The 26,827-nt window shown below is 60.6% G+C and carries 22 protein-coding genes; 16 read left to right on the plus strand and 6 right to left on the minus strand.

Annotation, left to right across the window (positions count from 1 at the left end; genetic code table 11):
- The first annotated feature begins 211 nt into the window (after nt 1-211).
- From mraZ to lpxC, 16 genes are all read left to right on the plus strand, one after another.
- Nucleotides 212-667, plus strand: coding sequence for a division/cell wall cluster transcriptional repressor MraZ (gene mraZ / locus ACX3YF_RS12640; protein ID WP_047532982.1), 456 nt, complete (start codon nt 212-214; stop codon nt 665-667).
- On the plus strand, nt 664-1,611 hold the full coding sequence (rsmH, locus tag ACX3YF_RS12645) for a 16S rRNA (cytosine(1402)-N(4))-methyltransferase RsmH (RefSeq protein WP_047532980.1): 948 nt from the start codon (nt 664-666) through the stop codon (nt 1,609-1,611). The genes mraZ and rsmH overlap by 4 nt, the downstream gene beginning before the upstream one ends.
- Nucleotides 1,608-1,901 (plus strand): cell division protein FtsL, encoded by a 294-nt coding sequence (gene ftsL / locus ACX3YF_RS12650; RefSeq protein WP_047532978.1) that lies wholly within the window; start codon nt 1,608-1,610, stop codon nt 1,899-1,901. Before rsmH ends, ftsL begins: the two co-directional genes overlap by 4 nt.
- Nucleotides 1,901-3,640 (plus strand): peptidoglycan D,D-transpeptidase FtsI family protein, encoded by a 1,740-nt coding sequence (locus ACX3YF_RS12655; protein WP_177329359.1) that lies wholly within the window; start codon nt 1,901-1,903, stop codon nt 3,638-3,640. The genes ftsL and ACX3YF_RS12655 overlap by 1 nt, the downstream gene beginning before the upstream one ends.
- Nucleotides 3,640-5,103 (plus strand): UDP-N-acetylmuramoyl-L-alanyl-D-glutamate--2,6-diaminopimelate ligase, encoded by a 1,464-nt coding sequence (locus ACX3YF_RS12660; RefSeq protein ID WP_130211258.1) that lies wholly within the window; start codon nt 3,640-3,642, stop codon nt 5,101-5,103. Before ACX3YF_RS12655 ends, ACX3YF_RS12660 begins: the two co-directional genes overlap by 1 nt.
- Nucleotides 5,096-6,463, plus strand: a complete 1,368-nt coding sequence (locus tag ACX3YF_RS12665; protein ID WP_130211257.1) for a UDP-N-acetylmuramoyl-tripeptide--D-alanyl-D-alanine ligase — start codon at nt 5,096-5,098, stop codon at nt 6,461-6,463. Before ACX3YF_RS12660 ends, ACX3YF_RS12665 begins: the two co-directional genes overlap by 8 nt.
- On the plus strand, nt 6,463-7,545 hold the full coding sequence (gene mraY / locus ACX3YF_RS12670) for a phospho-N-acetylmuramoyl-pentapeptide-transferase (protein WP_008016698.1): 1,083 nt from the start codon (nt 6,463-6,465) through the stop codon (nt 7,543-7,545). The genes ACX3YF_RS12665 and mraY overlap by 1 nt, the downstream gene beginning before the upstream one ends.
- A gap of 5 nt (nt 7,546-7,550) precedes the next feature.
- On the plus strand, nt 7,551-8,897 hold the full coding sequence (gene murD, locus ACX3YF_RS12675; RefSeq protein ID WP_130211256.1) for a UDP-N-acetylmuramoyl-L-alanine--D-glutamate ligase: 1,347 nt from the start codon (nt 7,551-7,553) through the stop codon (nt 8,895-8,897).
- The gene (ftsW, locus tag ACX3YF_RS12680) at nt 8,894-10,111 is read left to right on the plus strand and encodes a putative lipid II flippase FtsW (RefSeq protein WP_130211255.1); all 1,218 of its coding nucleotides are present in this window, start codon (nt 8,894-8,896) and stop codon (nt 10,109-10,111) included. The genes murD and ftsW overlap by 4 nt, the downstream gene beginning before the upstream one ends.
- On the plus strand, nt 10,101-11,171 hold the full coding sequence (gene murG, locus ACX3YF_RS12685) for an undecaprenyldiphospho-muramoylpentapeptide beta-N-acetylglucosaminyltransferase (RefSeq protein ID WP_130211254.1): 1,071 nt from the start codon (nt 10,101-10,103) through the stop codon (nt 11,169-11,171). The genes ftsW and murG overlap by 11 nt, the downstream gene beginning before the upstream one ends.
- Entirely contained in the window at nt 11,164-12,624 is a 1,461-nt protein-coding gene (gene murC / locus ACX3YF_RS12690) for a UDP-N-acetylmuramate--L-alanine ligase (RefSeq protein WP_130211253.1), read from the plus strand. The genes murG and murC overlap by 8 nt, the downstream gene beginning before the upstream one ends.
- Nucleotides 12,621-13,604, plus strand: coding sequence for a D-alanine--D-alanine ligase (locus tag ACX3YF_RS12695; protein WP_130211252.1), 984 nt, complete (start codon nt 12,621-12,623; stop codon nt 13,602-13,604). The genes murC and ACX3YF_RS12695 overlap by 4 nt, the downstream gene beginning before the upstream one ends.
- Before the next feature lie 4 nt (nt 13,605-13,608).
- Nucleotides 13,609-14,475, plus strand: a complete 867-nt coding sequence (locus ACX3YF_RS12700) for a cell division protein FtsQ/DivIB (RefSeq protein WP_103406171.1) — start codon at nt 13,609-13,611, stop codon at nt 14,473-14,475.
- 15 nt (nt 14,476-14,490) lie between these two features.
- The gene (ftsA, locus tag ACX3YF_RS12705; RefSeq protein ID WP_047532946.1) at nt 14,491-15,750 is read left to right on the plus strand and encodes a cell division protein FtsA; all 1,260 of its coding nucleotides are present in this window, start codon (nt 14,491-14,493) and stop codon (nt 15,748-15,750) included.
- Nucleotides 15,751-15,827: 77 nt separating this feature from the next.
- Nucleotides 15,828-17,021: a cell division protein FtsZ gene (gene ftsZ / locus ACX3YF_RS12710; protein ID WP_130211251.1), complete on the plus strand. Its 1,194-nt coding sequence runs from the start codon at nt 15,828-15,830 to the stop codon at nt 17,019-17,021.
- A gap of 112 nt (nt 17,022-17,133) precedes the next feature.
- The gene (lpxC, locus tag ACX3YF_RS12715) at nt 17,134-18,045 is read left to right on the plus strand and encodes a UDP-3-O-acyl-N-acetylglucosamine deacetylase (protein ID WP_034149517.1); all 912 of its coding nucleotides are present in this window, start codon (nt 17,134-17,136) and stop codon (nt 18,043-18,045) included.
- A gap of 90 nt (nt 18,046-18,135) precedes the next feature.
- On the opposite strand, the gene ACX3YF_RS12720 is transcribed toward lpxC, so the two are convergent.
- The 6 genes from ACX3YF_RS12720 to ACX3YF_RS12745 all read right to left on the minus strand — a co-directional run bounded on the left by ACX3YF_RS12720 (nt 18,136) and on the right by ACX3YF_RS12745 (nt 26,781).
- Nucleotides 18,136-19,632 carry a sensor domain-containing diguanylate cyclase gene (locus ACX3YF_RS12720; RefSeq protein ID WP_130211431.1) on the minus strand — a complete coding sequence of 499 codons (1,497 nt, stop codon included), beginning with the start codon at nt 19,630-19,632 and terminating at the stop codon, nt 18,136-18,138.
- A 470-nt stretch (nt 19,633-20,102) separates the two neighbouring features.
- Nucleotides 20,103-20,327: a hypothetical protein gene (locus ACX3YF_RS12725; RefSeq protein WP_130211444.1), complete on the minus strand. Its 225-nt coding sequence runs from the start codon at nt 20,325-20,327 to the stop codon at nt 20,103-20,105.
- 142 nt (nt 20,328-20,469) lie between these two features.
- Nucleotides 20,470-21,834, minus strand: coding sequence for a heavy metal sensor histidine kinase (locus tag ACX3YF_RS12730; RefSeq protein WP_130211432.1), 1,365 nt, complete (start codon nt 21,832-21,834; stop codon nt 20,470-20,472).
- Entirely contained in the window at nt 21,824-22,501 is a 678-nt protein-coding gene (locus tag ACX3YF_RS12735) for a heavy metal response regulator transcription factor (protein WP_130211433.1), read from the minus strand. The genes ACX3YF_RS12730 and ACX3YF_RS12735 overlap by 11 nt, the downstream gene beginning before the upstream one ends.
- 9 nt (nt 22,502-22,510) lie before the next feature.
- A complete protein-coding gene (locus ACX3YF_RS12740; protein ID WP_130211434.1) occupies nt 22,511-25,624 on the minus strand; it encodes a multidrug efflux RND transporter permease subunit in 3,114 nt (1,037 codons plus the stop codon).
- On the minus strand, nt 25,621-26,781 hold the full coding sequence (locus tag ACX3YF_RS12745; RefSeq protein WP_130211435.1) for an efflux RND transporter periplasmic adaptor subunit: 1,161 nt from the start codon (nt 26,779-26,781) through the stop codon (nt 25,621-25,623). The genes ACX3YF_RS12740 and ACX3YF_RS12745 overlap by 4 nt, the downstream gene beginning before the upstream one ends.
- Between the last annotated feature and the right edge of the window lie 46 nt (nt 26,782-26,827).

Genomic DNA, 26,827 nt, shown 5'->3' on the forward strand with positions numbered 1-26,827 from the left:
CTGTGCTGATTCAAGTTATCGGGCAGTTTCATCTGCCAAATTCTCGTTACCCCTCCTTTTATGCTCCTAAATCTCAGTTTCGTAAGGGTTTTCCTTTACTCCGCGCCTTGACGGTGTGGTGGGCGCATTCCTATAGTGTGCGCAAGTGGCGGAAAGTGGCATGAAGTGGGTTTTTTGAGCGCAAAACGCTAATATTTGGAGAAACGCTGACGTGTTTCGCGGAGCCAACGCTATCAGTCTCGATGCAAAGGGCCGTCTCGCCATGCCGAGCCGGTACCGTGACGAGCTTGTTTCGCGTAGTTCCGGTCAGTTAATCGTCACAATTGATGCCGTTGATCCGTGCTTGTGTGTTTACCCCCTCGACGAGTGGGAAATTATTGAAACCAAACTGCGCGCACTGCCTTCGCTACGCGAAGAGAACCGCCGCCTGCAACGTTTACTGATTGGTAATGCCGTCGACCTCGAGCTCGATGGCAGTGGTCGATTTCTGGTTCCGCCGCGTCTTCGTGAATATGCCAAGTTGGATAAACGCGCGATGTTGGTAGGCCAGTTGAACAAGTTCCAATTGTGGGATGAGGATGCCTGGGATGCGGTTTCTGCCGCTGATCTGGCTGCTATTCAAGAACCGGGCGCGATGCCTGACGAACTGCGTGATTTGATCCTGTGACTATAGATAGCGGCTTTAACCACATCACCGTACTGCTTGACGAAGCCGTAGAGGCTCTCGCCGTACGTCCTGATGGCTGCTATCTGGACGGTACGTTCGGGCGCGGCGGGCACAGCCGGTTGATCCTCAGTCAGCTCGGTCCCGATGGTCGGTTGCTTGGATTCGATAAGGATCCACAGGCGATTGCCACCGGGCAGACGCTAGCGGCCGAAGACGGCCGCTTTGTCGTTGTGCAGCGCAGCTTTGCCGAGCTCGGTTCGGAAGTCGCGGATCGCGGTTTGCACGGCAAGGTCAGCGGCGTTTTGCTCGACCTGGGCGTGTCTTCGCCACAGCTTGACGACCCTGAGCGTGGCTTCAGTTTCCTCAACGACGGTCCGCTGGACATGCGCATGGACCCGTCCCGCGGGATCAGCGCCGCCGAATTCGTCAATACCGCGCCGGTGGAAGAAATTGCCCGCGTGTTCAAGGAATATGGCGAAGAGCGTTTCTCCGGTCGCATGGCCCGTGCCGTGGCCGAGCGTCGTGATATCAAACCTTTCGAGCGTACGGCTGACCTGGCCGAAGTCCTCAAAGTCGCCAACCCGGCGTGGGAAAAGGGCAAGAACCCGGCAACCCGCGCCTTTCAGGGTTTGCGTATTCACGTCAATAACGAATTGGGTGATCTGGAAGCCGGCCTCGAAGCCGCTCTGGACTGCCTGGAAGTGGGCGGTCGTCTGGTAGTGATCAGCTTCCACTCGCTGGAAGATCGCATCGTCAAACTGTTCATGCGCAAACTGGTGAAAGGCGAAGCCGATAACCTGCCGCGCAACCTGCCGGTTCGGCATGTCGCTTTCGAACCGAAAATCAAAATCCATGGCAAAGCGCAGACGGCCTCCGATGCCGAGCTCAAGGCCAACCCACGTTCCCGTAGCGCTGTCATGCGTGTGGCGGAGAAGCTGCGGTGAGCAAGCTTTTCGCCAAGCCACTGCCCGGCGGAAGCTTTTTCATGCTGCTGCTGTTTATCGGCGTGCTCGTGTCGGCGATCGGCGTGTCCTATAGCGCGCACTGGAATCGTCAGTTGCTGAACTCGCTGTACAACGAGTTGAGCGTGCGCGACAAAGCGCAGGCCGAGTGGGGGCGGTTGATTCTTGAGCAAAGCACCTGGACTGCCCACAGCCGAATCGAAGTGTTGGCCACCGAACAACTGAAAATGCACATTCCCGGTGCCGCCGAAGTGCAGATGGTGGCGCCATGATGAAACTCGAAGGCGCACTCTTTCCGTGGCGATTCCGTGTGGTGCTGGGTTTGCTCGGCGTCATGGTGATCGCGATTTGCTGGCGCATCATCGATCTGCAAGTTGTCGACCGTGACTTCCTCAAAGGTCAGGGGGACGCTCGCAGCGTTCGTCATATTCCGATTCCGGCGCACCGCGGCCTGATCACCGACCGCAACGGCGAGCCGTTGGCTGTCAGTACGCCGGTGACCACCCTGTGGGCCAACGCCAAGGAAATGCAGCTGGCCAAAGAGAAGTGGCCCGCGCTGGCCGCTGCGCTGGGGCAAGACCCGAAAGCCCTGGCCGAGCGCCTTGAGGCTCAAGCCAATAAAGAATTCATTTACCTGGTGCGCGGGCTGACGCCTGAGCAAGGTCAGGCGGTGCTCGATCTGAAAGTACCGGGTGTCTACGGCATTGAAGAGTTCCGGCGTTTTTACCCGGCCGGTGAAGTGACCGCCCATATGGTTGGTTTTACCGATATCGATGACCACGGTCGTGAAGGTGTCGAGCTCGCTTATGACGAATGGCTGGCCGGAGTGCCCGGCAAGCGCCAGGTCATCAAGGACCGGCGCGGCAGGTTGATCAAGGATGTTCAGGTCACCAAAAACGCCAAGGCCGGAAAGCCCTTGGCGTTGTCCATTGACTTGCGCCTGCAATATCTGGCCAACCGCGAACTGCGCAACGCGATCATCGAGAACGGTGCGAAGGCCGGTAGCCTGGTGATCATGGACGTGAAGACCGGCGAGATCCTCGCCATGGTCAACCAGCCGACCTACAACCCGAACAACCGCCGCAACCTGCAACCGGCGATGATGCGCAACCGCGCGATGATCGACGTGTTCGAACCGGGTTCGACCATGAAGGCGATCTCCATGAGCGCCGCCATCGAAACCGGGCGCTGGAAGCCGAGCGATACCGTCGAGGTGTACCCGGGCTCCTTGCAGATTGGTAAGTACACCATCAAGGACGTATCCAAGACCGAAGGTCCGGTACTCGACCTGACCGGTATTCTGATCAACTCCAGTAACGTCGGCATGAGTAAGGTCGCGTTCGATATCGGCGGCGAGACGATTTTCCGGCTGGCGCAGAAAGTCGGTCTCGGTCAGGACACCGGCCTGGGTTTCCCCGGCGAACGTGTCGGCAACCTGCCGAACTACCGCGAATGGCGCAAGGCCGAAACCGCCACGCTGTCCTACGGCTACGGTATTTCGGTGACGGCGATCCAGTTGGTTCACGCGTTTTCGGCACTGGCCAACAATGGCCGTCTCGCGCCACTGACCCTGATCAAAACCGACAAGGCTCCGCAAACTACCCAGGTGTTGCCGGAAGCGGTCGCGAAGACGATGCAAGGCATGCTGCAGCAAGTGATCGAAGCCCCGCGCGGTGTGTTCCGGGCTCAGGTGCCGGCATATCACGTGGGCGGCAAGTCGGGTACTGCGCGTAAAACATCGGTGGGCACCAAAGGCTATGCCGAGAACTCCTACCGTTCGCTGTTCGCCGGCTTCGGCCCGATGAGCGATCCGCGTTACGCCATCGTGGTCGTTATCGATGAGCCGACCAAGGCCGGTTACTTCGGTGGTCTGGTATCGGCGCCGGTGTTCAGTCGCGTGATGTCCGGCACCCTGCGCCTGATGAACGTCACTCCGGACAACCTGCCGCCGACTCAACAAGCCAACGCAACGCCGGTTGTTCCACTGAAAGCCAATGGAGGGCGCGGCTGATGTCATTAAGTCTGAACAAGATTTTCCCCCACGCCGGCCACGATCTGTTGATCCGTGAGTTGGCGCTGGACAGTCGTAACGTCCGCGCAGGTGACCTGTTCCTCGCGGTACCGGGCGGAAAATTCGACGGTCGTGCACACATCGCCGACGCTCTGGCGCGCGGCGCTGCCGCGGTGGCTTATGAAGTGGAAGGCGCCACCGTGCTGCCGATCACCGAAGTGCCATTGATTCCGGTCAAAGGCCTGGCGGCACAACTTTCGGATATCGCCGGGCGTTTTTACGGTGAGCCGAGTCATCATCTGAACTTGATCGGCGTGACCGGTACCAACGGCAAAACCAGTGTGACTCAGCTGGTTGCCCAGGCGCTGGACCTGCTCGGCCAGCACTGCGGCATCGTTGGCACCCTGGGTACCGGTTTCTACGGCGCGCTGCAAAGCGGCCTGCATACCACGCCGAATCCAATTGCCGTGCAAGCCACCCTGGCGGACCTTAAAAAGGCCGGGGCCAAGGCCGTGGCGATGGAAGTCTCTTCCCATGGTCTGGATCAGGGCCGTGTGACTGCATTGGCGTTCGATGTGGCCGTGATGACCAATCTGTCCCGGGATCACCTTGATTACCACGGCACCATGCAGGCCTACGGCGACGCCAAGGCCAAGCTGTTTGCCTGGAACGACTTGAAGTGCCGGGTCGTTAACCTTGATGACGACTTCGGCCGGCAACTGGCCGCCGAAAAACGTGAGTCGCGGTTGATTACCTACAGTCTCGAAGACTCCAGTGCCTATCTGTATTGCCGCGAAGCGCAATTCGACGACGAAGGTGTGCGCGCCACTCTGGTTACCCCACAAGGCGAGCACCATCTGCGCAGCGCGCTGCTTGGCCGTTTCAACCTGAGCAACGTGCTGGCGGCGGTTGGCGCCTTGCTCGGCCTGGATTACGCGCTGGACGAAATTCTCAAGGTTCTGCCGAAGCTCGAAGGTCCGGCCGGTCGCATGCAGCGCCTGGGTGGCGGGACTCAGCCGTTGGTCGTGGTCGATTATGCCCACACCCCGGATGCGCTGGAAAAAGTCCTGACAGCCCTGCGTCCGCATGTCAAAGGGCGGCTGCTTTGCCTGTTCGGCTGTGGCGGCGACCGCGATCGCGGCAAGCGTCCGCTGATGGCTGAAGTGGTCGAGCGTCTGGCCGATGGCGTGCTGGTGACCGATGACAACCCGCGCACGGAAGACCCTTCGGTGATCTTCGATGACATCCGCGCCGGTTTCACGGCTGTGGATAACGTGAACTTCGTTTCCGGTCGTGGCCAGGCCATTGCCCAGCTGATTGCCAGTGCCTCGGCGGATGACGTGATCGTCCTGGCCGGTAAAGGTCACGAGGACTATCAGGAAATCAATGGCGAGCGTCACGCCTTCTCTGATCTGGTCGAGGCTGATCATGCCTTGACCGCGTGGGAGGTGGCCCATGCTTAAGGCCTTGAAACTCAGCGAACTGACTGGCGCGTTGAATGCGCGCCTGGTCGGTGCCGATGTCAGCTTCGACGGCGTCAGCATCGACAGTCGCGCGATCAAGCCGGGGCAACTGTTTATTGCGCTGACAGGCCCGCGTTTCGATGGTCATGACTATCTGAATGATGTCGCGGCAAAAGGCGCGGTGGCAGCATTGGTCGAGCGCGAAATTGCCCACAGCACGCTGCCGCAACTGGTGGTCAGCGATACCCGCCAGGCGTTGGGTCAACTGGGCGCGCTCAACCGTGCGGCCTACACCCATCCAGTCGCCGCCGTCACCGGTTCCAGCGGCAAGACCACGGTCAAGGAAATGCTCGCGAGCATCCTGCGTACCCGTGGTCCGGTGCTGGCAACCCGCGGCAACTTGAACAACGACCTCGGCGTACCGTTGACCCTGCTGGAACTGGCGCCGGAGCACACGGCTGCCGTGATCGAACTCGGTGCTTCGCGTCTTGGCGAAATTGCCTACACCGTCGGCATGACCAAGCCGCACGTGGCCATTCTCAACAATGCCGGGACCGCCCACGTCGGCGAGTTCGGCGGGCCGGAAAAAATCGTCGAGGCCAAGGGCGAGATTATTGAAGGGCTCGATGCCGATGGCGTCGCCGTTCTGAATCTGGATGACAAGGCTTTCGACATCTGGAAGGCTCGCGCCGCTGGTCGTAAAGTGCTGACGTTTGCCCTGAGTAACGTTAACGCGGACTTCCATGCGAGCGACCTTGGCCGTGATGCTCGCGGCTGCCCGGCATTCAATCTGCACAGCCCCGAAGGCGTGGAGCACGTTCAACTGAACCTGCTCGGCACCCATAACGTCGCCAACGCCATGGCCGCCGCGGCCGCCGCCCATGCCTTGGGTGTATCGCTGTTCGGCATTGCGACAGGCCTCGGCGCGGTACAACCGGTCAAGGGCCGGACCGTCGCGCAACTGGCCAGCAACGGCATGCGCGTGATCGATGACACTTACAACGCGAACCCCACCTCCATGTGCGCGGCGGTTGATATACTCGCCGGCTTTTCCGGTCGCACCGTTCTGGTGCTCGGAGATATCGGCGAGTTGGGCGATTGGGCGGAGCAGGGGCACCGCGACGTGGGCGAATACGCCCGTGGCAAGGTTTCTGCGCTGTACGCCGTCGGGCCGATGATGGTCCACGCCGTCAACGCCTTCGGTCCTCAAGCCTTTCACTTCAGTACTCAGGCTGAATTGATCAAGGCCCTGGACGCCGAGCAAGACACAAACACCACTATTTTGATCAAGGGCTCGCGCAGCGCCGCGATGGAAAACATCGTTGCCGCCTTGTGCGGGACCCGTCTGGAGAAACATTAATGCTGCTGCTGCTAGCGGAGTATCTGCAACAGTTCTACAAAGGCTTCGCGGTCTTCCAGTACTTGACCCTGCGCGGGATCCTCGGTGTGCTGACCGCGCTGGTTTTGTCGCTGTGCTATGGCCCGTGGATGATCCGCACCCTGCAGAACCGTCAGATCGGTCAATCCGTTCGCAACGATGGTCCGCAATCGCACCTGTCCAAATCGGGCACGCCGACCATGGGTGGTGCACTGATTCTTTCGTCCATCGGTGTCAGCACGCTGCTGTGGGCTGACCTGACCAACCGTTATGTCTGGGTTGTGTTGCTGGTGACGTTGCTGTTCGGCGCCATCGGCTGGGTCGACGACTACCGCAAAGTGATCGAGAAGAACTCCCGCGGCTTGCCAAGCCGCTGGAAGTATTTCTGGCAATCGGTATTCGGCCTCGGCGCGGCGATCTTCCTTTACATGACTGCCGCCACTCCGGTGGAAACCACCCTGATCCTGCCGATGCTCAAGGACTACAGCATTCCGCTGGGCGCAGGCTTCATCGTCCTGACCTACTTCGTGATCGTCGGATCGAGCAACGCGGTCAACCTGACCGATGGTCTCGACGGCCTGGCGATCATGCCGACCGTGATGGTCGGCGGCGGCCTGGGGATCTTCTGCTACCTGTCGGGTAACGTGAAGTTCGCCGAATACCTGCTGATTCCCTACGTACCGGGGGCGGGTGAGCTGATCGTCTTTTGCGGCGCGCTGATCGGTGCCGGCCTGGGTTTCCTCTGGTTCAACACCTATCCGGCCCAGGTCTTCATGGGCGACGTCGGTGCGCTGGCGCTGGGCGCGGCCCTGGGCACCATCGCCGTGATCGTCCGTCAGGAGATCGTCCTGTTCATCATGGGCGGCGTGTTCGTGATGGAGACCCTGTCAGTCGTCATTCAGGTTGCCTCTTTTAAACTGACCGGTCGCCGTGTATTCCGCATGGCGCCGATTCACCACCACTTTGAACTCAAGGGCTGGCCCGAGCCGCGCGTGATCGTCCGTTTCTGGATCATCACCGTGATTCTCGTGCTGATCGGCCTTGCCACCCTGAAGCTGAGGTAGAACGAGTGTCTCTGATCGCTTCTGACCACTTCCGCATCGTTGTCGGCCTCGGCAAGAGCGGCATGTCCCTGGTTCGCTTCCTGGCGAACCAGGGCGTCGCCTTTGCCGTGGCCGATACGCGGGAAAATCCACCGGAACTGGCCACGCTCAAGCGTGACTATCCGCACGTGGAAGTGCGTTGTGGCGAGCTGGACGTGGAATTCCTGTGCCGTGCCGACGAGCTCTACGTGAGTCCCGGCCTGGCGCTGGCGACCCCGGCCCTGCAGGCCGCCGCCGCCCGTGGCGTAAAACTGTCCGGCGACATCGAGCTGTTCGCGCGTAACGCGAAGGCGCCGATCGTAGCCATCAGCGGTTCCAACGCGAAAAGCACCGTGACCACCCTGGTCGGCGAGATGGCTGCAGCAGCCGGCAAGCGTGTCGCCGTCGGCGGCAACCTCGGCACACCGGCGCTGGACCTGCTCAGCGATGACATCGAGCTGTACGTGATGGAACTGTCGAGCTTCCAGCTCGAAACCACTGATCAACTCAATGCTGAAGTGGCGACCGTACTCAACATCAGCGAAGACCATATGGACCGCTACAGCGGTCTGCCGGCTTATCACCTGGCCAAGCACCGGATTTTCCGTGGTGCCAGACAGTTCGTGGTCAACCGTCAGGATGCCTTGAGCCGTCCCCTGATGGGCGAGGGGCAGCCGTGCTGGACTTTCGGTTTGAGCAAGCCCGATTTCAAGGGCTTTGGTATCCGCGAGGAAAACGGCGAGAAGTACCTGGCCTTCGAATTCCAGAACCTGATGCCGGTGCGCGAGTTGAAGATTCGGGGCGCCCACAACCAGTCCAACGCCCTGGCGGCCTTGGCGCTGGGGCACGCCGTCGGTCTGCCCTTCGATGCCATGCTGTCGAGCCTGCGTACTTTCGCCGGCCTTGAGCACCGTTGCCAATGGGTCCGCGATCTCGATGGCGTGAGTTATTACAACGATTCCAAAGCCACCAACGTCGGCGCTGCACTGGCCGCCATTGAAGGTCTGGGCGCGGACATCGACGGCAAACTCGTGCTGATCGCCGGTGGCGATGGCAAGGGTGCCGAGTTCAAGGACCTGCGTGATCCCGTGGCGTCCAACTGCCGCGCCGTGATCCTGATGGGTCGCGATTCCGACAAGATCGGTGAGGCCATCGGCGATGCCGTGCCGTTGATTCGTGTCGGTTCGCTGATCGAAGCGGTCGAGCAATGCCGTGCTGTCGCCGAACCGGGCGATGCGGTGTTGCTGTCTCCTGCCTGCGCCAGTTTCGACATGTTCAAGAACTACGAAGACCGTGGTCACCAGTTCGTCCGCGCTGTGGAGGAACTGGCATGAGCCTGAGAAACATCATCAAGCCGTACCCATCCCCGCTGATCACCGGGCGCGGCATTGATCTTGATTTTCCGATGCTCGCCGGTTGCCTGGCCTTGCTCGGTCTCGGGTTGATCATGATTGCCTCGGCATCGACCGAAGTGGCGGCGGTGCAGTCGGGCAGCGCCCTGTATTACATGATTCGCCACCTTATCTACGTCGTACTCGGCCTTGGCGCCTGCATCGTCACCATGATGATCCCGATCGCGACCTGGCAACGCCTGGGTTGGCTCATGCTGATCGGCGCGTTCGGTTTGCTGGTGATGGTGATCATCCCGGGCATCGGCCGTGAAGTGAACGGTTCGATGCGCTGGATCGGCTTCAGCTTCTTCAACGTTCAGCCTTCCGAGATCGCCAAGGTGTTCGTGGTGATCTACCTCGCCGGTTATCTGGTGCGTCGCCAGAAAGAAGTGCGTGAAAGCTGGATGGGCTTCTTCAAGCCATTCATCGTTCTGTTGCCGATGGCCGGCCTGTTGCTGATGGAGCCCGACTTTGGTGCCACCGTCGTGATGATGGGGGCTGCTGCGGCGATGCTGTTCCTCGGCGGAGTGGGACTGTTCCGTTTCTCCCTGATGGTCGTGCTGGCCGTCGGCGCGGTGGTGTTGCTGATCCAGATGCAGCCATACCGAATGGCGCGACTGACCAACTTTGCCGACCCGTGGGCCGACCAGTTCGGTGCCGGTTATCAGTTATCCCAGGCATTGATCGCCTTCGGTCGCGGCGAATGGCTGGGTGTTGGCCTGGGCAACAGCGTGCAGAAACAGTTCTACCTGCCGGAGGCCCACACCGACTTCGTGTTCTCGGTCCTGGCCGAAGAGCTGGGTGCCGTGGGTTCGTTGTGCACGGTGGCGCTGTTCGTGTTCGTCTGTATTCGCGGCATGTACATCGGCTTGTGGGCCGAGAAGGCCAAGCAGTTCTTCGCGGCCTATGTCGCCTACGGTTTGTCGTTCCTGTGGATCGGTCAGTTCCTGATCAACATCGGTGTGAACGTCGGTCTGCTGCCGACCAAAGGCCTGACGCTGCCGTTCCTCAGTTATGGCGGCAGTTCGTTGGTGATCTGCTGTGCCTGTCTCGGCTTGTTGCTGCGCATCGAGTGGGAGAGTCGAACCCACCTGGGCAGCGAGGAGATGGAGTTCCATGAGAGCGACTTCGCCGAGGAGCCGAACCATGGGCGCTAACGTCTTGATCATGGCCGGCGGCACCGGTGGTCACGTGTTCCCGGCGCTGGCCTGTGCGCGTGAGTTCCAGTCCCGCGGTTACACCGTGCACTGGCTCGGTACGCCGCGAGGCATTGAAAACGATCTGGTCCCGGCGGCCGGCATCGAGCTGCATCGGATCAATGCCAGCGGCCTGCGCGGCAAGGGCAAGTTGTCGCTGCTCAAGGCGCCGTTCATGTTGCTCAAGTCGGTCTGGCAGGCACGAGCGATCATTCGCCGGTTGCGGCCGGTCTGTGTCGTCGGTTTTGGCGGTTTTGTGACCGGTCCCGGTGGCGTTGCCGCCAAACTGGCCGGTGTTCCGGTGATCGTTCATGAGCAGAACGCCGTGGCAGGTACCGCCAATCGGTTGCTGGTGCCGTTGGCCGCCCGGGTCTGTGAAGCCTTCCCCGACACCTTTACCCTGTCGGGCAGCCGTCGGACCACCGGTAACCCGGTGCGCCCCGAGCTGTTCCTCGAAACATTGCGACCAGCCCTGGCCGGTCGCAAGGCGCGTTTGCTGATCCTGGGCGGAAGCCTGGGCGCAGAACCGTTGAACAAGTTGCTGCCTGAAGCCCTGTCGCAAGTCGCCGTCGACTTGCGTCCGGAAGTGTTCCATCAGGCCGGCAAAAACCACGATGAAGTGACTGCAGAGCGCTATCGCGCGGCTGGCGTCGAGGCGCAAGTGCAGCCCTTTATCAAAGACATGGCCCAAGCCTATGGCTGGGCCGACCTGGTGGTGTGCCGCGCAGGTGCGCTGACCATCAGTGAACTGGCCGCCGCCGGTCTGCCCTCGATGCTGGTGCCTTTGCCCCACGCGATCGACGATCACCAGACCCGCAACGCCGATTATTTGGCCCGTGAAGGCGCTGCCTTCCTGATGCCGCAAAGAACGACCGGCGCAGCGGATCTTGCCGCGCGCCTGACAGAGGTCCTGATGCAACCACAACGACTCAACGATATGGCTACCGCGGCCCGCCGCCTGGCCAAACCCGATGCCACCCGTAACGTGGTCGATACCTGCCTGGAGGTGGCCCATGGTTGAGAATCAGAAAGCCATGCCACAACCGGAAATGCGCCGCATCCGTCGCATCCACTTCGTCGGAATCGGCGGCGTGGGCATGTGCGGGATCGCCGAGGTGTTGTTGAACCTGGGCTATGAAGTGTCCGGTTCCGACCTGAAGGCGTCGCCAGTCACCGAGCGTCTGGAATCGTTCGGCGCGCATATTTTCATCGGCCATCGCGCCGAAAACGCGGCCACCGCCGATGTGCTGGTGGTATCGAGTGCCGTGAACACGTCCAACCCGGAAGTCGCCACCGCGCTGGAGCGCCGCATTCCAGTGGTGCCCCGTGCAGAAATGCTGGCTGAACTGATGCGCTATCGCCACGGCATCGCCGTCGCCGGTACTCACGGCAAAACCACCACCACCAGCCTGATCGCTTCGGTGTTCGCGGCCGGTGGCCTGGACCCGACGTTCGTGATCGGCGGTCGTCTGAATGCCGCGGGCACCAATGCCCAGCTCGGCACCAGCCGTTACCTGATCGCCGAGGCCGACGAGAGCGACGCGAGCTTCCTGCACTTGCAGCCGCTGGTGGCCGTGGTCACCAACATCGACGCCGACCACATGGCGACCTACGACGGTGACTTCAACAAACTGAAGAAAACCTTCGTCGAGTTTCTCCACAACCTGCCGTTCTACGGTTTGGCGGTGGTGTGCCTGGACGATCCGGTGGTGCGTGAAATCCTGCCGTTGGTCAAACGTCCTACCGTCACCTACGGCTTTGGCGATGACTGCGACGTACGCGCGATCAATGTTCGCCAGCAAGGCATGCAGACCTTCTTCACGGTGCTGCGTCCCGATCGCGAGCCGCTGGATGTCTCGGTCAACATGCCGGGCAACCACAACGTGCTGAACGCACTGGCCACCATCTGCATCGCCACTGACGAAGGTGTCAGCGATGAAGCCATCGTCCAGGGCCTGTCCGGGTTCCAGGGCGTTGGCCGGCGCTTCCAGGTCTACGGCGAGCTGCCGGTAGAGGGCGGCAACGTGATGCTGGTGGACGACTACGGCCACCACCCGACCGAAGTCGCGGCGGTCATCAAGGCGGTACGCGGTGGCTGGCCGGAGCGTCGCCTGGTGATGGTCTACCAGCCGCACCGCTACAGCCGTACCCGCGACTTGTACGACGATTTCGTCAATGTACTGGCCGACGCCAACGTGCTGCTGCTGATGGAAGTCTATCCGGCTGGCGAAGAGCCGATCCCGGGTGCCGACAGCCGCAAGTTGTGCAACAGCATCCGCCAGCGCGGCCAGCTCGACCCGATCTACATCGATCGCGGCGTGGACCTCGCGCCAATCGTCAAGCCGCTGCTGCGCGCCGGCGACATCCTGCTGTGCCAGGGGGCCGGTGACATCGGTGGTCTCGCACCCAAACTGTTGAAGAGTGAGTTGTTCGCTGGTGCCGTTGCGGCGTCAGCCGAGGGGAAGTTGAAATGACTGCTGCCTACGCCAACCTCGTCTCCACCGTCGCGCCGAAAGATTTCGGCCGGGTCGCCGTGCTGTTCGGTGGCAAGAGTGCCGAGCGCGAAGTGTCCCTGAAGTCCGGCAACGCCGTTCTCGATGCGCTGCAAAGCGCGGGTGTGGACGCGTTCGGCCTCGACGTGGGCGATGACCTTCTGCAGCGCCTGTTGAACGAAAAAATCGACCGCGCCTTCATCATCCTCCACGGTCGTGGCGGTGAGGACGGCAGCATGCAGGGCCTGCTCGAATGCCTGGGCATTCCGTACACCGGCAGTGGCATCCTGGCCTCGGCACTGGCCATGGACAAGCTGCGCACCAAGCAGGTCTGGCACAGCCTGGGCATTCCGACGCCACGTCACGCGGTACTGAGCAGCGAGGCCGATTGTATTTCGGCGGCGACGGAACTGGGCTTCCCTTTGATCGTCAAACCGGCCCATGAAGGTTCAAGTATCGGGATGGCCAAAGTGAGTTCCACGTCCGAGTTGATCGACGCCTGGAAAGCGGCCAGTACCTACGATTCGCAAGTGTTGGTCGAGCAATGGATTCAAGGTCCCGAGTTCACCATCGCCACCCTGCGTGACCAGGTGTTGCCACCGATTGCCCTGGGCACGACGCACAGTTTCTACGACTACGACGCCAAGTACATCGCCAACGATACCCAGTACCGCATTCCGTGCGGGCTGGACAGCGCCAAGGAAAAGGAACTCATGGACCTCACGGCGAAAGCCTGTGAGGCGCTGGGTATCGCCGGTTGGGGCAGGGCGGACGTGATGCAGGACGCCGAAGGGCAGTTCTGGTTCCTGGAGGTCAACACTGCACCGGGCATGACCGATCACAGCCTGGTTCCGATGGCGGCCCGTGCCGCCGGTCTGGATTTCCAGCAATTGGTTCTGGCCATCCTGGCTGCGAGCGTTGCCGGCAACACGGCTGGCAACCAAGAGTCGACGCGAGGTTAAGACCATGCAAGGCGCACAGCTCAGACATCAGCCACCCGCTCCCGGCCGCAAGCCGGTGCCTCGGGGTGCCAGCCGAATGGTGGCCAAAGAGCCGATGTCCGTGCGCCTGCCGAAAGCCAATTTTGGTTTTCTCAAAGCCTTGTTCTGGCCGGTGCTGCTGGTTGCATTGGGTTTCGGCACTTACGAAGGCGCGCAGCGTTTGTTGCCATACGCCGACCGGCCGATCACCAAGATCAATGTGCAGGGCGACTTGAGTTACATCAGCCAGCAAGCCGTGCAGCAGCGGATCGCCCCGTACGTGGCATCGAGCTTCTTCACCATCGACCTGGCGAGCATGCGCACCGAGCTGGAGCAAATGCCATGGATTGCCCACGCCGAAGTGCGTCGGGTGTGGCCGGATCAAGTGGTGATCCGCCTGGAAGAGCAACTGCCGGTGGCCCGTTGGGGCGACGAGTCGCTGTTGAACAACCAGGGTCAGGCGTTCACTCCGCGCGAGTTGGCGAACTACGAACACTTGCCTCAGCTGTTTGGTCCACAACGGGCGCAACAGCAAGTGATGCAGCAATACCAGGTGTTGAGCCAGATGCTCAGGCCGCTGGGCTTTTCGATTGCACGCCTGGAGCTGCGTGAGCGTGGCAGCTGGTTCCTGACCACCGGCCCCGGCAGTTCGGGCCCCGGTATCGAACTGTTGCTGGGACGCGGCAACCTGGTGGAAAAGATGCGCCGCTTCATTGCCATCTATGACAAGACGCTCAAAGAACAGATTACGAACATTGCGCGCATCGATCTGCGCTATGCCAACGGCCTCGCTGTTGGCTGGCGGGAACCTGTAGCGCCCACGACAGCCCAACCCGCTGTCGCGAAGAATTAAGAAGAGGCAGGACCCATGGCAAACGTGCAAAGCGGCAAAATGATCGTCGGTCTCGATATCGGCACCTCCAAGGTGGTGGCGCTGGTAGGCGAGGTTGCGGACGACGGCACGCTGGAAATCGTCGGGATCGGTACCCATCCGTCCCGTGGCCTGAAGAAAGGCGTGGTGGTGAACATCGAGTCCACCGTGCAGTCGATCCAGCGCGCGATCGAAGAAGCACAGCTGATGGCGGGTTGCCGCATCCACTCGGCCTTCGTCGGTGTGGCGGGCAATCACATCCGCAGCCTGAACTCCCACGGCATCGTGGCGATTCGTGATCGCGAAGTCAGCTCCGCCGACCTCGAGCGCGTACTCGACGCTGCCCAGGCCGTGGCGATCCCGGCTGACCAGCGCGTGCTGCACACCCTGCCGCAGGATTACGTGATCGATAACCAGGAAGGCGTCCGCGAGCCGTTGGGCATGTCCGGCGTGCGCCTGGAAGCCAAGGTTCATGTGGTCACCTGCGCCGTCAACGCCGCACAGAACATTGAAAAGTGCGTGCGCCGCTGCGGTCTGGAAATCGACGACATCATTCTCGAGCAACTGGCTTCCGCCTATTCGGTACTGACCGACGACGAGAAAGAGCTGGGCGTGTGCCTGGTCGACATCGGCGGCGGCACCACCGACATCGCCATCTTTACCGAAGGCGCGATCCGGCACACCGCCGTGATCCCGATTGCGGGCGATCAGGTGACCAACGACATCGCCATGGCGTTGCGCACTCCGACCCAGTACGCCGAAGAAATCAAGATCCGCTACGCCTGCGCGCTGGCCAAACTGGCTGGCGCCGGTGAAACCATCAAGGTGCCAAGCGTGGGCGACCGTCCACCTCGCGAGCTGTCCCGTCAGGCCCTGGCCGAAGTGGTCGAGCCGCGTTACGACGAACTGTTCACGCTGATCCAGGCCGAGCTGCGCCGTAGCGGCTACGAAGACCTGATCCCGGCCGGCATCGTGCTGACCGGTGGTACGTCGAAAATGGAAGGCGCCACCGAACTGGCCGAGGAAATCTTCCACATGCCGGTGCGCCTGGGCGTGCCACATGGCGTGAAAGGCCTGGATGACGTGGTCCGCAACCCGATCTATTCCACGGGCGTTGGCCTGTTGATGTACGGCCTGCAGAAGCAATCCGACGGCATTTCGTTCTCGGGCATCGGCAGCCGCGACAGCTACAGCAACGAAGAACCGAAAGGCGCGTTGCTCGATCGCATCAAGAGCTGGGTCCAGGGCAATTTCTAAGATTTACCGCAGCACCGTTACACCGTTGTAGATACAGGCAGTAGGCGAAAAACTAGAGAACGTAAAGGAGAGGGAAAATGTTCGAACTCGTAGACAACATCCCCGCAAGCCCGGTTATTAAAGTTATCGGTGTTGGCGGTGGCGGCGGCAACGCCGTGAATCACATGGTCAAGAGCAACATTGAAGGCGTTGAGTTCATCTGCGCCAACACTGATGCCCAGGCGCTGAAAAGCATCGGCGCGCGGACCATCCTTCAACTGGGTACCGGCGTGACCAAGGGTCTGGGCGCTGGCGCCAACCCTGAAGTAGGTCGTCAGGCCGCTCTCGAAGATCGTGAGCGCATTGCCGAAGTCCTGCAGGGCACCAACATGGTGTTCATCACCACTGGCATGGGCGGTGGTACCGGTACCGGTGCTGCGCCGATCATTGCTGAAGTGGCCAAGGAAATGGGGATCCTCACCGTTGCGGTGGTGACCCGTCCGTTCCCGTTCGAAGGTCGCAAGCGCATGCAGATCGCCGACGAAGGCATCCGTCTGCTTTCCGAAAGCGTCGACTCGTTGATTACCATTCCCAACGAGAAGCTGCTGACCATCCTCGGTAAAGACGCCAGCCTGCTGTCGGCTTTCGCCAAGGCTGACGATGTACTGGCCGGTGCCGTTCGCGGTATCTCCGACATCATCAAGCGTCCGGGCATGATCAACGTCGACTTCGCCGACGTACGTACCGTGATGAGCGAAATGGGCATGGCGATGATGGGCACTGGCTGCGCCAGCGGTCCGAACCGTGCGCGTGAGGCGACTGAAGCCGCCATTCGCAACCCGTTGCTCGAAGACGTGAACCTGCAAGGTGCACGCGGCATCCTGGTGAACATCACCGCCGGTCCTGACCTGTCCCTGGGTGAGTACTCCGACGTGGGTAGCATCATCGAAGCCTTCGCTTCCGAGCACGCAATGGTCAAGGTCGGTACCGTTATCGATCCGGACATGCGCGACGAGTTGCACGTGACTGTGGTTGCCACCGGTCTGGGCGCAAAAATCGAGAAGCCTGTGAAGGTCATCGACAATACCGTTCACACCTCGATGGCTTCGCAGCCACAACAGCAAGCCCCTGCTCGTCAGGAAGCGCCAGCGGTGAACTACCGTGACCTGGACCGTCCGACCGTCATGCGCAACCAGGCTCAGGCCGGTGCTGCGGCTGCCGCGAAGATGAATCCGCAAGATGATCTGGATTACCTGGATATCCCGGCATTCCTGCGTCGTCAGGCCGATTGATGAAATGTATCAGGGCTATGAAGGTGATTGGTGTTCAGCAAAGGCGTGGTCTGCTATCATCGCCAGCCTTTGTTGATACCAGTTCGCAATTTGCGCTGAAGCGGCCCAAGCCATGATTAAACAACGCACACTGAAAAATATTATCCGTGCCACAGGTGTAGGTCTGCACTCTGGTGAGAAGGTCTATCTGACCCTCAAGCCTGCGCCTGTCGACACCGGCATCGTGTTTGTTCGTGCCGACCTGGACCCTGCGGTGCAGATCCCTGCCCGCGCGGAAAACGTTGGTGAAACCACGATGTCGACCACCTTGGTCAACGGTGACACCAAAGTGGATACGGTGGAGCACTTGCTCTCGGCCATGGCTGGCCTGGGCATCGATAACGCCTACGTCGAGCTCTCCGCGTCCGAAGTCCCGATCATGGATGGTAGCGCTGGACCCTTCGTATTTCTGATTCAATCGGCTGGCCTGGAAGAACAGGACGCCGCCAAGAAGTTCATCCGTATCCTGCGGGAAGTGACAGTGGAAGACGGCGACAAGCGCGCCACTTTCGTCCCTTTCGAAGGCTTCAAGGTGAGCTTCGAGATCGATTTCGATCACCCGGTTTTCCGTGACCGCACACAAAGTGCAAGCGTGGATTTTTCCAGCACTTCGTTCGTAAAAGAAGTCAGCCGCGCCCGTACCTTTGGTTTCATGAGTGACATCGAGTACCTGCGCAAGCACAACCTCGCACTCGGCGGCAGCGTTGAAAACGCTATTGTGGTCGACGCGGATGGAGTACTGAACGAAGACGGCCTTCGCTATGAAGACGAATTCGTGAAGCACAAGATCCTCGATGCAATTGGTGACCTCTACCTGTTGGGCAATAGCCTGATTGGTGAGTTCAAGGGCTTCAAGTCCGGACATGCATTGAACAACCAGCTGCTGCGCAAGTTGATTGAGCAGACAGATGCTTGGGAAGTCGTGACTTTCGAAGACGCCAGCACTGCACCGATCTCTTACATGCGTCCTGTTGCGGCCGTGTAAGTAAAAAACCTCTCTAGTTTTTTGAAGGCCACCTTTGGGTGGCCTTTTTTATGCCCACAGCTTTTGCATTGTCTGGAAGCGCAAAGCCTCTCAGTCAGTCGTCACCACCCGGTTCCGCCCGCCTTCCTTGGCCTGATACAACGCTTTGTCCGCGGCAAACAACAGCTGCTCCAGCGTCATCTCGCTCGCAGCCGTCCAGGTGCTGATGCCGATGCTCACGGTCATCGCCACCTCTGCGCCCTCGACCTTGGGCATCTGCTCCACCGCCACACGAATATGCTCGGCAATCTGCCGTGCACCGGCAGCGTTGGTGTCGGCGAGGATCACCGAGAACTCTTCACCACCATAACGCGCCACCAGATCCGCCGGGCGCCGCACGTTCGAAACGATGACCTTGGCCAGCTCGCGCAATGCCTGATCCCCGGCCTGATGCCCATGCCGATCATTGAACGCCTTGAAATGATCCGCATCGATCATCATCACCGACAACGGTTCGCCCGAGCGTTGGGCGCGGAACCACTCGTGGCGCAGGGTTTGATCGAGCATCCGCCGATTGGCCACGCCGGTCAGGCCATCGGTGGTGGCCAGTTGCGCCAGTTCTTTCTCGGCCTGTCGGCGCAGACGCAGTTCCCGGCAGAGCAACAAGGTCAGCCAGAGCAGGCTGATGCACAGTGCAAGGGTCGCCAGGCTGACCACGATCGCAGTGCGTCTCCATGACGCAAACACCTCATTGCTGGACTGCGCGACGATGACGATCAATGGCAAGTCGCCCACCTTGGAGAATGTGTACAAGCGTTCATCATGGGTGAGGCTTGAGATGCCGGTGAAACTGCCATCGCCTTCTCTGACAATGCGCTGGAAGTTGGGGCGATTGCTGAAATCCTTGCCGACCAGTTCGTCGATCAGGCGTGGCTCCTGGGCCAGAAGAATCCCGTCCTTGCTGATCAGATTCACCGAACTGTTACGCCCGATGTTCAGGCTGCTGAACAACTGGTCGAAGTAACTCAGGCGCATTGCCGCTTCAGCGACGCCGAGGAATTCGCCCTGTTCGCCGCTGAGCCGGCGGCTGAAACTGATGCGCCACTCATGCTCGGCGTGTCGGGATCGGAAGGGGCGGCTGATGAACATCCCCAGGTCCGGGTTGTTGACGTGGGATTGAAAGTATTCGCGGTCGGCATAATTGCCATTGCGTGGCTGCACTGACGCGGAATCCGCGATCACATTTGCCTGCGCATCAAGCAACAGAATGTCGCCCTTGTAGGGCACGGCAGTGGAACGGTCGAACAAGGCCAAATGACGTATGGTCGGAGAAACCGCCTTGAGGTCGTCGCGGCGGGATGCAGCGATCAGGCCTTGCAATGTCAGATCATAGAGTTCGACGTTGCGCAGTACATCTGCATCGATCAACTGCACGATATTGGAAGCAGCACGGGTGGCGGATTCTTGTGCATTGCCGCGTTCACGGATCAGCAGGAAGGCGACAATGCTCAATATCGCCGTGACCAGCAACAAACTGCTGATCACCAGAAACCACTCGGACTGTATTGACCGGGTCGGTGGTTGAGATGGTGTACCGCTCACACTCATGGTTCTGACTTCTGCTAAGGGGCCATTTTGAATTTTTCGAGAGTAAGGCAGAGTCTCAGAAACCGGTGACATTCAGAGCGACTATATAAGTCCCGGACAAAAAAAAGGCCAGCAAAACGTGCTGGCCTTTTGCTTGTTGACGCTTAAAAGACAACGAGGAACATTGAAATTCAAACTCGAACCGTCGATGGCCGGCTCAGCGCCCTGTGGGCAGCAGTGGCTTATCGTTGCAGTGACTGTAATGAATGACGGATTGAACCTGAATGGAAAATACACGCGCAGTCAAGCTCCCTGGTCCAGGTTGAACGTTATTGTTTTGGCAGTCAGGGACGTGTCTTACAGAGGAAATCGAGCTTGTCGTTTAAACAATGCGACGAAAAAAAGCCGCTGATAGCAGCGGCTTTGAAGACGACTTTTCAAAGGGAAGAGCCGATGAAAAGCGTCGGGGGAACAGGTGTGATGCGTAGCAATCAACTGTCTTTCTGGACCTTAGGCTGGGTCTTGGAACTCGTAGCTTGAGGGGCCTGGGTGGCTTTCTGGGCTTTCGCGGTCATTTCGCCCTGATGCTCTTCAAACGCTGCGGCGCGTGCGGAATTCTGTGCGACGAAGGCATGCGACTCTTCAGCCATGGCGAACGGAGACACGAACAAAGAGGACAAAACGAAAGCGCTGGCAATACCCATACTGTTGGACATCTTTAAAACCTTCTTGCTTGGCAAGTGCTGTTTAGTGCGGGCAAAGATAAGGATCTTGAGCGCCGAGAAACAGACCTGATTCAAGAAAGGACTATTGCGAAAAAAGCAAAGATCTCGGGGCGCGGCAGTGCTTGCGGGTGCGTCAGACAGGCAGGTGAATCCCGAAGGTATTCATCCCATGGTCGCTGCGCACGAACACGTCGCCGCCATGCATCAGGGCAATCGCCTTGACGATCGCCAACCCCAAACCATGGTTGTTACCGCTGTTGCTGCGCGAAGCATCGACGCGGTAGAAGCGCTCGAACAAACGCGGCAAGTGCTCGCTGGCTATCGGCGAACCGGGGTTGGCCACGCCAATGCTGACCTGGTGCGCTTCGGCCTCGATCCGTACCTGAATGACCTGCCCGGGCTCGGTGTGCTGCACGGCGTTGCTCAGCAGGTTGATCAACGCCCGGCGCAGATGCGCGATCTCGATTCGCACCTGCGCATCGCCGCTGACCTGCACCTGAACCTGGGCATCCTCGAGAATGAAATCCAGGTATTCCAGGGTCGTCGCCACTTCGTCGGCCAATGAGGTCGAGGTCAGTTTCGTCGCCTTGCTGCCCTGGTCGGCGCTGGCGAGGAACAGCATATCGTTGATGATCGAGCGCAGTCGCTCCAGCTCTTCGAGATTCGATTGCAGCACCTCGAAATAATGCTCGGCCGAACGTCCGCGGGTCAGGGCGACCTGGGTCTGGCCGATCAGGTTGGTCAGGGGCGAGCGCAGTTCGTGGGCGACATCGGCATTGAACGATTCAAGGCGCGAGTAGGCCTGCTCGACCCGTTCCAGCGTGGAATTGAACGAGTTGACGAACTGATTCAATTCCGGCGGCAAAGACGACATTTGCAGGCGTCCCGAGCGCAATGGCGGGGCCAGGCGCTGTGCCTCCTGAGACAGCTTGATCAAGGGTTTGAGACCGATCCGCGCCACCCAATAACCCAGCGCCGACGCCAGCAGCACCCCGATAATCGCCAGGCTGACCAAGGCGATCAGCAAGTGGTGTTGAGTCTGGAGAAAGGTTTCGGTGTCGATGCCGATCATGAAGCGCAGCGGCGGGCGTTGGTCCTTGGCCGGGAACTCACTGACCAGCACTTTCAGTGGATAAGGCTGATCCGGCAGTTGCAGGTCGCGCATGCCCAGCGGCCCTTCGGCGAAAGCGCGGATTTGCGGGGTGAGGTTGCCGTATTCGTAGTGCGGATCGCCACTGGTGATCCAGAAGCTGATGCGCTTGTCCTCTTCGCCGAGCAGCTTGAGCTTGTTGTTGATCTTCACCCAGTGCTCGGGCGTGCCATAGCGGCCAACGGTGGATTCGAGCACGCTGTAGCGCGCATCCAGTTCGGCTTCGGGCAACAGTCCCAAGCCTTTATCCACCTGCTGATACAGCGCCCAGCCGATCAGCAGGAACACCAATAGCGCCACCAGCGTGAACATGCCGCTCAGGCGCAGGGCAATCGAATTACTGGACACCCCGGCTCTCCAGCACATAACCCATGCCACGAATGGTGTGCAGCAGTTTCTCTTCGAACGGCCCGTCGAGCTTGGCCCGCAGGCGTTTGATCGCGACTTCGACGACGTTGGCATCGCTGTCGAAATTGATGTCCCAGACCATCTCGGCAATCGCCGTTTTCGAGAGGATTTCCCCTTGCCGGCGGGCCAGCACACTGAGCAGCGAGAACTCCTTGGCGGTCAGGTCCAGGCGCGTACCGGCGCGGGTGGCCTTGCGGCTGATCAAATCTATCCACAGGTCGGCGATGCTCACTTGCACCGGTTCATGGCCACTGCTGCGCCGGGTCAGCGCTTGCAGGCGCGCCACCAGTTCAAGGAAGGAAAACGGTTTGCCGAGGTAATCATCGGCACCATCGCGCAGGCCTTTGATCCGGTCTTCGACACGCTCACGGGCGGTGAGCATGATCACCGGGGTTTGCTTGCGCGCACGCAGGGCGCGCAGTACGCCGAAGCCGTCGAGGCCCGGCAGCATCACGTCGAGGACGATCACCGCGTAGTCGCTTTCCAGCGCCAGGTGCAGGCCTTCCACGCCATCGCGCGCCAGGTCCACGGTGTAACCCTGTTCCGTCAGGCCGCGGTGCAGATAATCCGCGGTTTTTTCTTCGTCTTCGATAATCAGAACGCGCATGACCCCGCCTCAGTCTGTGGTTGCCAGCGCCGGTGTGGGCGGAAGCGCTGGTGAGAGAGTGTGCCTATGAAATAAACGCTCCAGCCACAAGTATATGACCGGCGTGGTGAACAGCGTCAGCGCCTGGCTCACCAGCAAGCCGCCAACCACCGCGATCCCCAGGGGTTGGCGCAGTTCCGCGCCGGTGCCGTAGCCGAGCATCAGCGGCAGGGCGCCGAGCAGGGCGGCGAGGGTGGTCATGATGATCGGCCGGAACCGCGTGATGCAGGCCTGGAAGATCGCTTCTTCCGGGGGCAAGCCACCTTTGCGCTGCGCTTCGAGGGCGAAGTCGATCATCAGGATGCCGTTTTTCTTCACGATACCGATCAGCAGCACCAGGCCAATCAGCGCCATGATCGAAAAGTCCTGGCCGCAAATCCACAGCATGATCACCGCGCCCAGGCCTGCCGAGGGCAGGGTCGAGATGATCGTCAGCGGATGCACGAAGCTTTCATAGAGCACACCGAGAATGATGTACACCGCCACCAGCGCCGCCAGGATCAGCCACGGCTGGCTGGCCAGCGAACTCTGGAATGCCTGGGCCGCGCCCTGGAAATTGCCGCTGATGGCCACCGGCATGCCAATGTCGACCTTGGCCTGGTTGAGCATGATCACCGCATCGCCCAACGCCACACCGGGCGCCAGGTTGAACGACAGGTTCGCCGCCGGGAACATCCCGTCATGGGCGATGGACAGCGGGCCTATGGTCGGCGCATCGAATTTCGCCAGGGCCGACAACGGCACCATTTCGCCGCTCAGCGGTGAGCGCAGGTAGAAATAGTTGAGGCTTTCTGCCTTGCCGCGTTGCTGGGTGTCCAGTTCCAGGATCACGTTGTACTGGTTGATCTGGGTCTGGAATTCGTTGATCTGTCGCTGGCCGAAGGCGTCGTACAACGCTTCGTCGACATCGCTGGCGGTCAGGCCGAAACGTGCCGCCGCGCTGCGGTCGATCGTGATGTGGGTGATGCTGCCGCCCAGTTGCAGGTCGTTGGACACATCGCGGAATGCCGGGTTGCCACGCAGTTTTTCCGTCAGGCGCTGGGTCCAGGTGCTCAGGACCGCGCCGTCGTTGCTCTTGAGCACGTATTGGTACTGGGCGCGGCTCGGGCCGGAACTGAGGTTGATGTCCTGGCCGGCGCGCAGGTACAGCACGATGCCCGGTACTTTCATCAGTTGCGGGCGAATCCGGTCGATGAACTGACTGGCCGAAACGTCGCGATCACTGCGTTTTTTCAGGGAAATCCAGAAGCGGCCGTTGGCGATGGTCTGGTTGCTGCCCGATACCCCGACCGAGTGGGAAAAGGCCGCGACCGCCGGATCCGCCGCGACGATTTCAGCCATCGCCAGATGCTTTTTCACCATGTCGCTGTAGGAAATATCCGCAGCCGCCTCGGTGGTGCCGAGGACGAAACCGGTGTCCTGCACCGGGAAGAAACCTTTGGGGATGAAAATGTACCCGGCAATCGCCAGTCCGAGGGACAGGCCGAACACCCCGATCATCAACTTCTGATGGGCCAGGGCGCGGCGCAGACCTTTTTCATAGAAGGCCAGCAAACGATCGCCGAAGGTCGGTGTGCTGTGGGCATGATGCACGGGGGCACGCATGAACAGCGCGGCCAGGGTCGGGGCCAATGTCAGCGACACCACCACCGAAATCATGATGGTCGAGGTGGCGGTCAAGGCGAACTCCTTGAACAGCCGCCCGACCACGCCGCCCATGAACAGCAGCGGAATGAACGCCGCCACCAGCGAGAAACTGATCGACACCACGGTGAAACCGATCTCGCCGGCGCCTTTGATCGCCGCTTCGCGCATGCCGTCGCCAGCCTCCAGGTGGCGGTGAATGTTCTCCACCACCACGATCGCATCGTCGACCACAAACCCCACGGCCACTACGATGGCCACCAGCGTCAGGTTGTTCAGGCTGAAGCCCATGATGTACATCAGGGCGAAACTGGCCGTCAGCGAAACCCCGAGCACCGCCGACACAATCATCGTTGCCGACCATTGGCGCAGGAACAGCGCCATCACCGCGACCACCAGCAGGATGGCGATCAGCAGGGTGACTTCCACTTCATGCAACGAGGCGCGAATGGTCTGGGTGCGGTCGACCAGCACTTTGACCTGCACCGACGCCGGCAGCATGGCTTCGAGGGCGGGCAATGCGGCCTGGATGCGATCCACGGTCTCGACGATATTGGCGCCCGGTTGCCGGGAAATGACCAGATTCACGCCGGGTTGGTCACCGGCCCAGGCCTGAACGTAGGCATTTTCCGAACCGTTGACGACTTTGGCCACATCCTTCAGGTGAACCGGTGCACCGTCCTTGTAGGAAACGATGAGCTGGCTGTATTCCTCGGGTTGGAACAACTGGTCGTTGGTGGACAGCGTCGAAATGCTCGACTCGCCGTACAGTGCGCCTTTGGCCAGGTTGAGGCTGGTTTGCTGGATCGCCAGGCGAATGTCCGCCAGCGTCAGACCGATGGCGGCGAGCTTGTCGGCCGATGCCTGGACGCGAATCGCCGGGCGTTGCTGACCGGTGATGTTGATTTGGCCTACGCCATCGATCTGGCTGATCTGACGCGAGAGCAGGGTTTCCACCAGGTCGCTGAGTTCAGTGCCGGGCATCTGGGTCGAATTGACGCTGAGGATCAGCACCGGGCTGTCGGCCGGGTTGACCTTGCGCCAGGTCGGCAGGGTCGGCATGTCCTTGGGCAGTTTGCCGGCGGCGGTGTTGATCGCGGCCTGGACCTCTTGAGCGGCGGTATCGATGCTTTTATCGAGGGTGAATTGCAGGGTCAGGTTGGTCGAGCCCAGGGCGCTGCTCGAGGTCATCTGGGTCACGCCGGGGATGGCGCTGAATTGCACTTCAAGCGGCGTGGCCACCGACGACGCCATGGTTTCCGGACTGGCGCCCGGCAATTGTGCCGCCACCTGGATGGTCGGGAACTCTGCTTCCGGCAGTGGTGCGATCGGCAGTCGAGGGAAGGCGATCACACCGAGCAGGACCAGGGCAAACGTCAGCAGGATGGTCGCGACCGGATGATCGATGCACCAGGCCGAAACCGAACCGTGGCCCTTCATGGTTTCGACTCCGACTGGACCACTTGCGGCGGCTCAGTCAGGACCTGCACGGTCGAGCCGGGCTTGAGCCGTGACTGACCGTCGCTGACCAGCAGATCCCCCGGTTTGACCCCTTTGATGATGTCCTGGCCGCTGCCTTGGGACACCATCTGCACGTTAACGGTTTCGACCTTGTCGCCGTTCACCCGGTAAACGAAATGCTGGTCAAGGCCACGTTGTACGACGGTGGGCGGAACCACCAGGGCATCTTTATCCAGCGCTGTCTGAATCTTTACCGTCACCAGCAGGCCCGGCCAGAGCGTCTGCGCGGGGTTGCTGAATTCAGCCTTGGCGCGGATGGTCCCGGTGTTGGCGTTGATCTGGTTATCGATCAGGGTCAGATGGCCTTCACCCAGCAGGTTGCCGGTTTCGCCATCGGTGTCGGCACCGATGTAGGCCTTCACCTGGGCACGCTCCGGATCGCCGATCAAGCCTTGCAGGGTCGGCAGCATTTGCTGTGGCAGGGAGAACTCCACGGCGATCGGGTCGATCTGGGTCACCGTAAACAGCCCTTGGGCGTCGGTCATGCGCAGGAAGTTGCCTTCGTCCACTGTGCGAATACCGACGCGGCCGGTGACCGGGGAGCGAATCTGCGTGTAGGACAGTTGCACCTGTGCCGCATCAATCGAGGCCTGGTTGCCTTGGGCGGTGGCCTTGAGCTGGTTGACCAGCGCCTGTTGCTGGTCATAGGTCTGTTTGGAGACGCCGTCGTCGACGCTCAGCAGTTTGTAGCGCTTGAGGTTGACCAGCGCCACTTGCAGTTGCGCCTGGCTTTCACCCAGTTGCGCCCTGGCCTGATCGAGGCTGGCGCGGATCGAGCGGTCGTCGATGGTGGCCAGCAGGTCGCCCTTGTTCACCAGTTGGCCTTCCTTGACCAGCAGTTTGGTGAGGATGCCGTCGATTTGCGGGCGGACCACCACGCTGTGCAGGGACAGGACCGAGCCGATACCGCTGACGTAGCGGGGGACGTCTTTTTGGATGACGCTGACGACGCGTACGGGGATGGCGGTGGGGGCGGCGAGTCTGGTTTTGGCGGGTTGGCTGGCATACCACAGGCCCAGCGCTGCCAGGACGATCAGGAGGGCGACGAGCAGGGCGGGTTTTTGCTGGATTCGCATGCGAGTGGGGCGCCAGGGCTGGTGGTCGGTAGGTTGGTAGGTTCCT

It is taken from the genome of Pseudomonas fluorescens group sp. PF-69 (assembly GCF_054481235.1).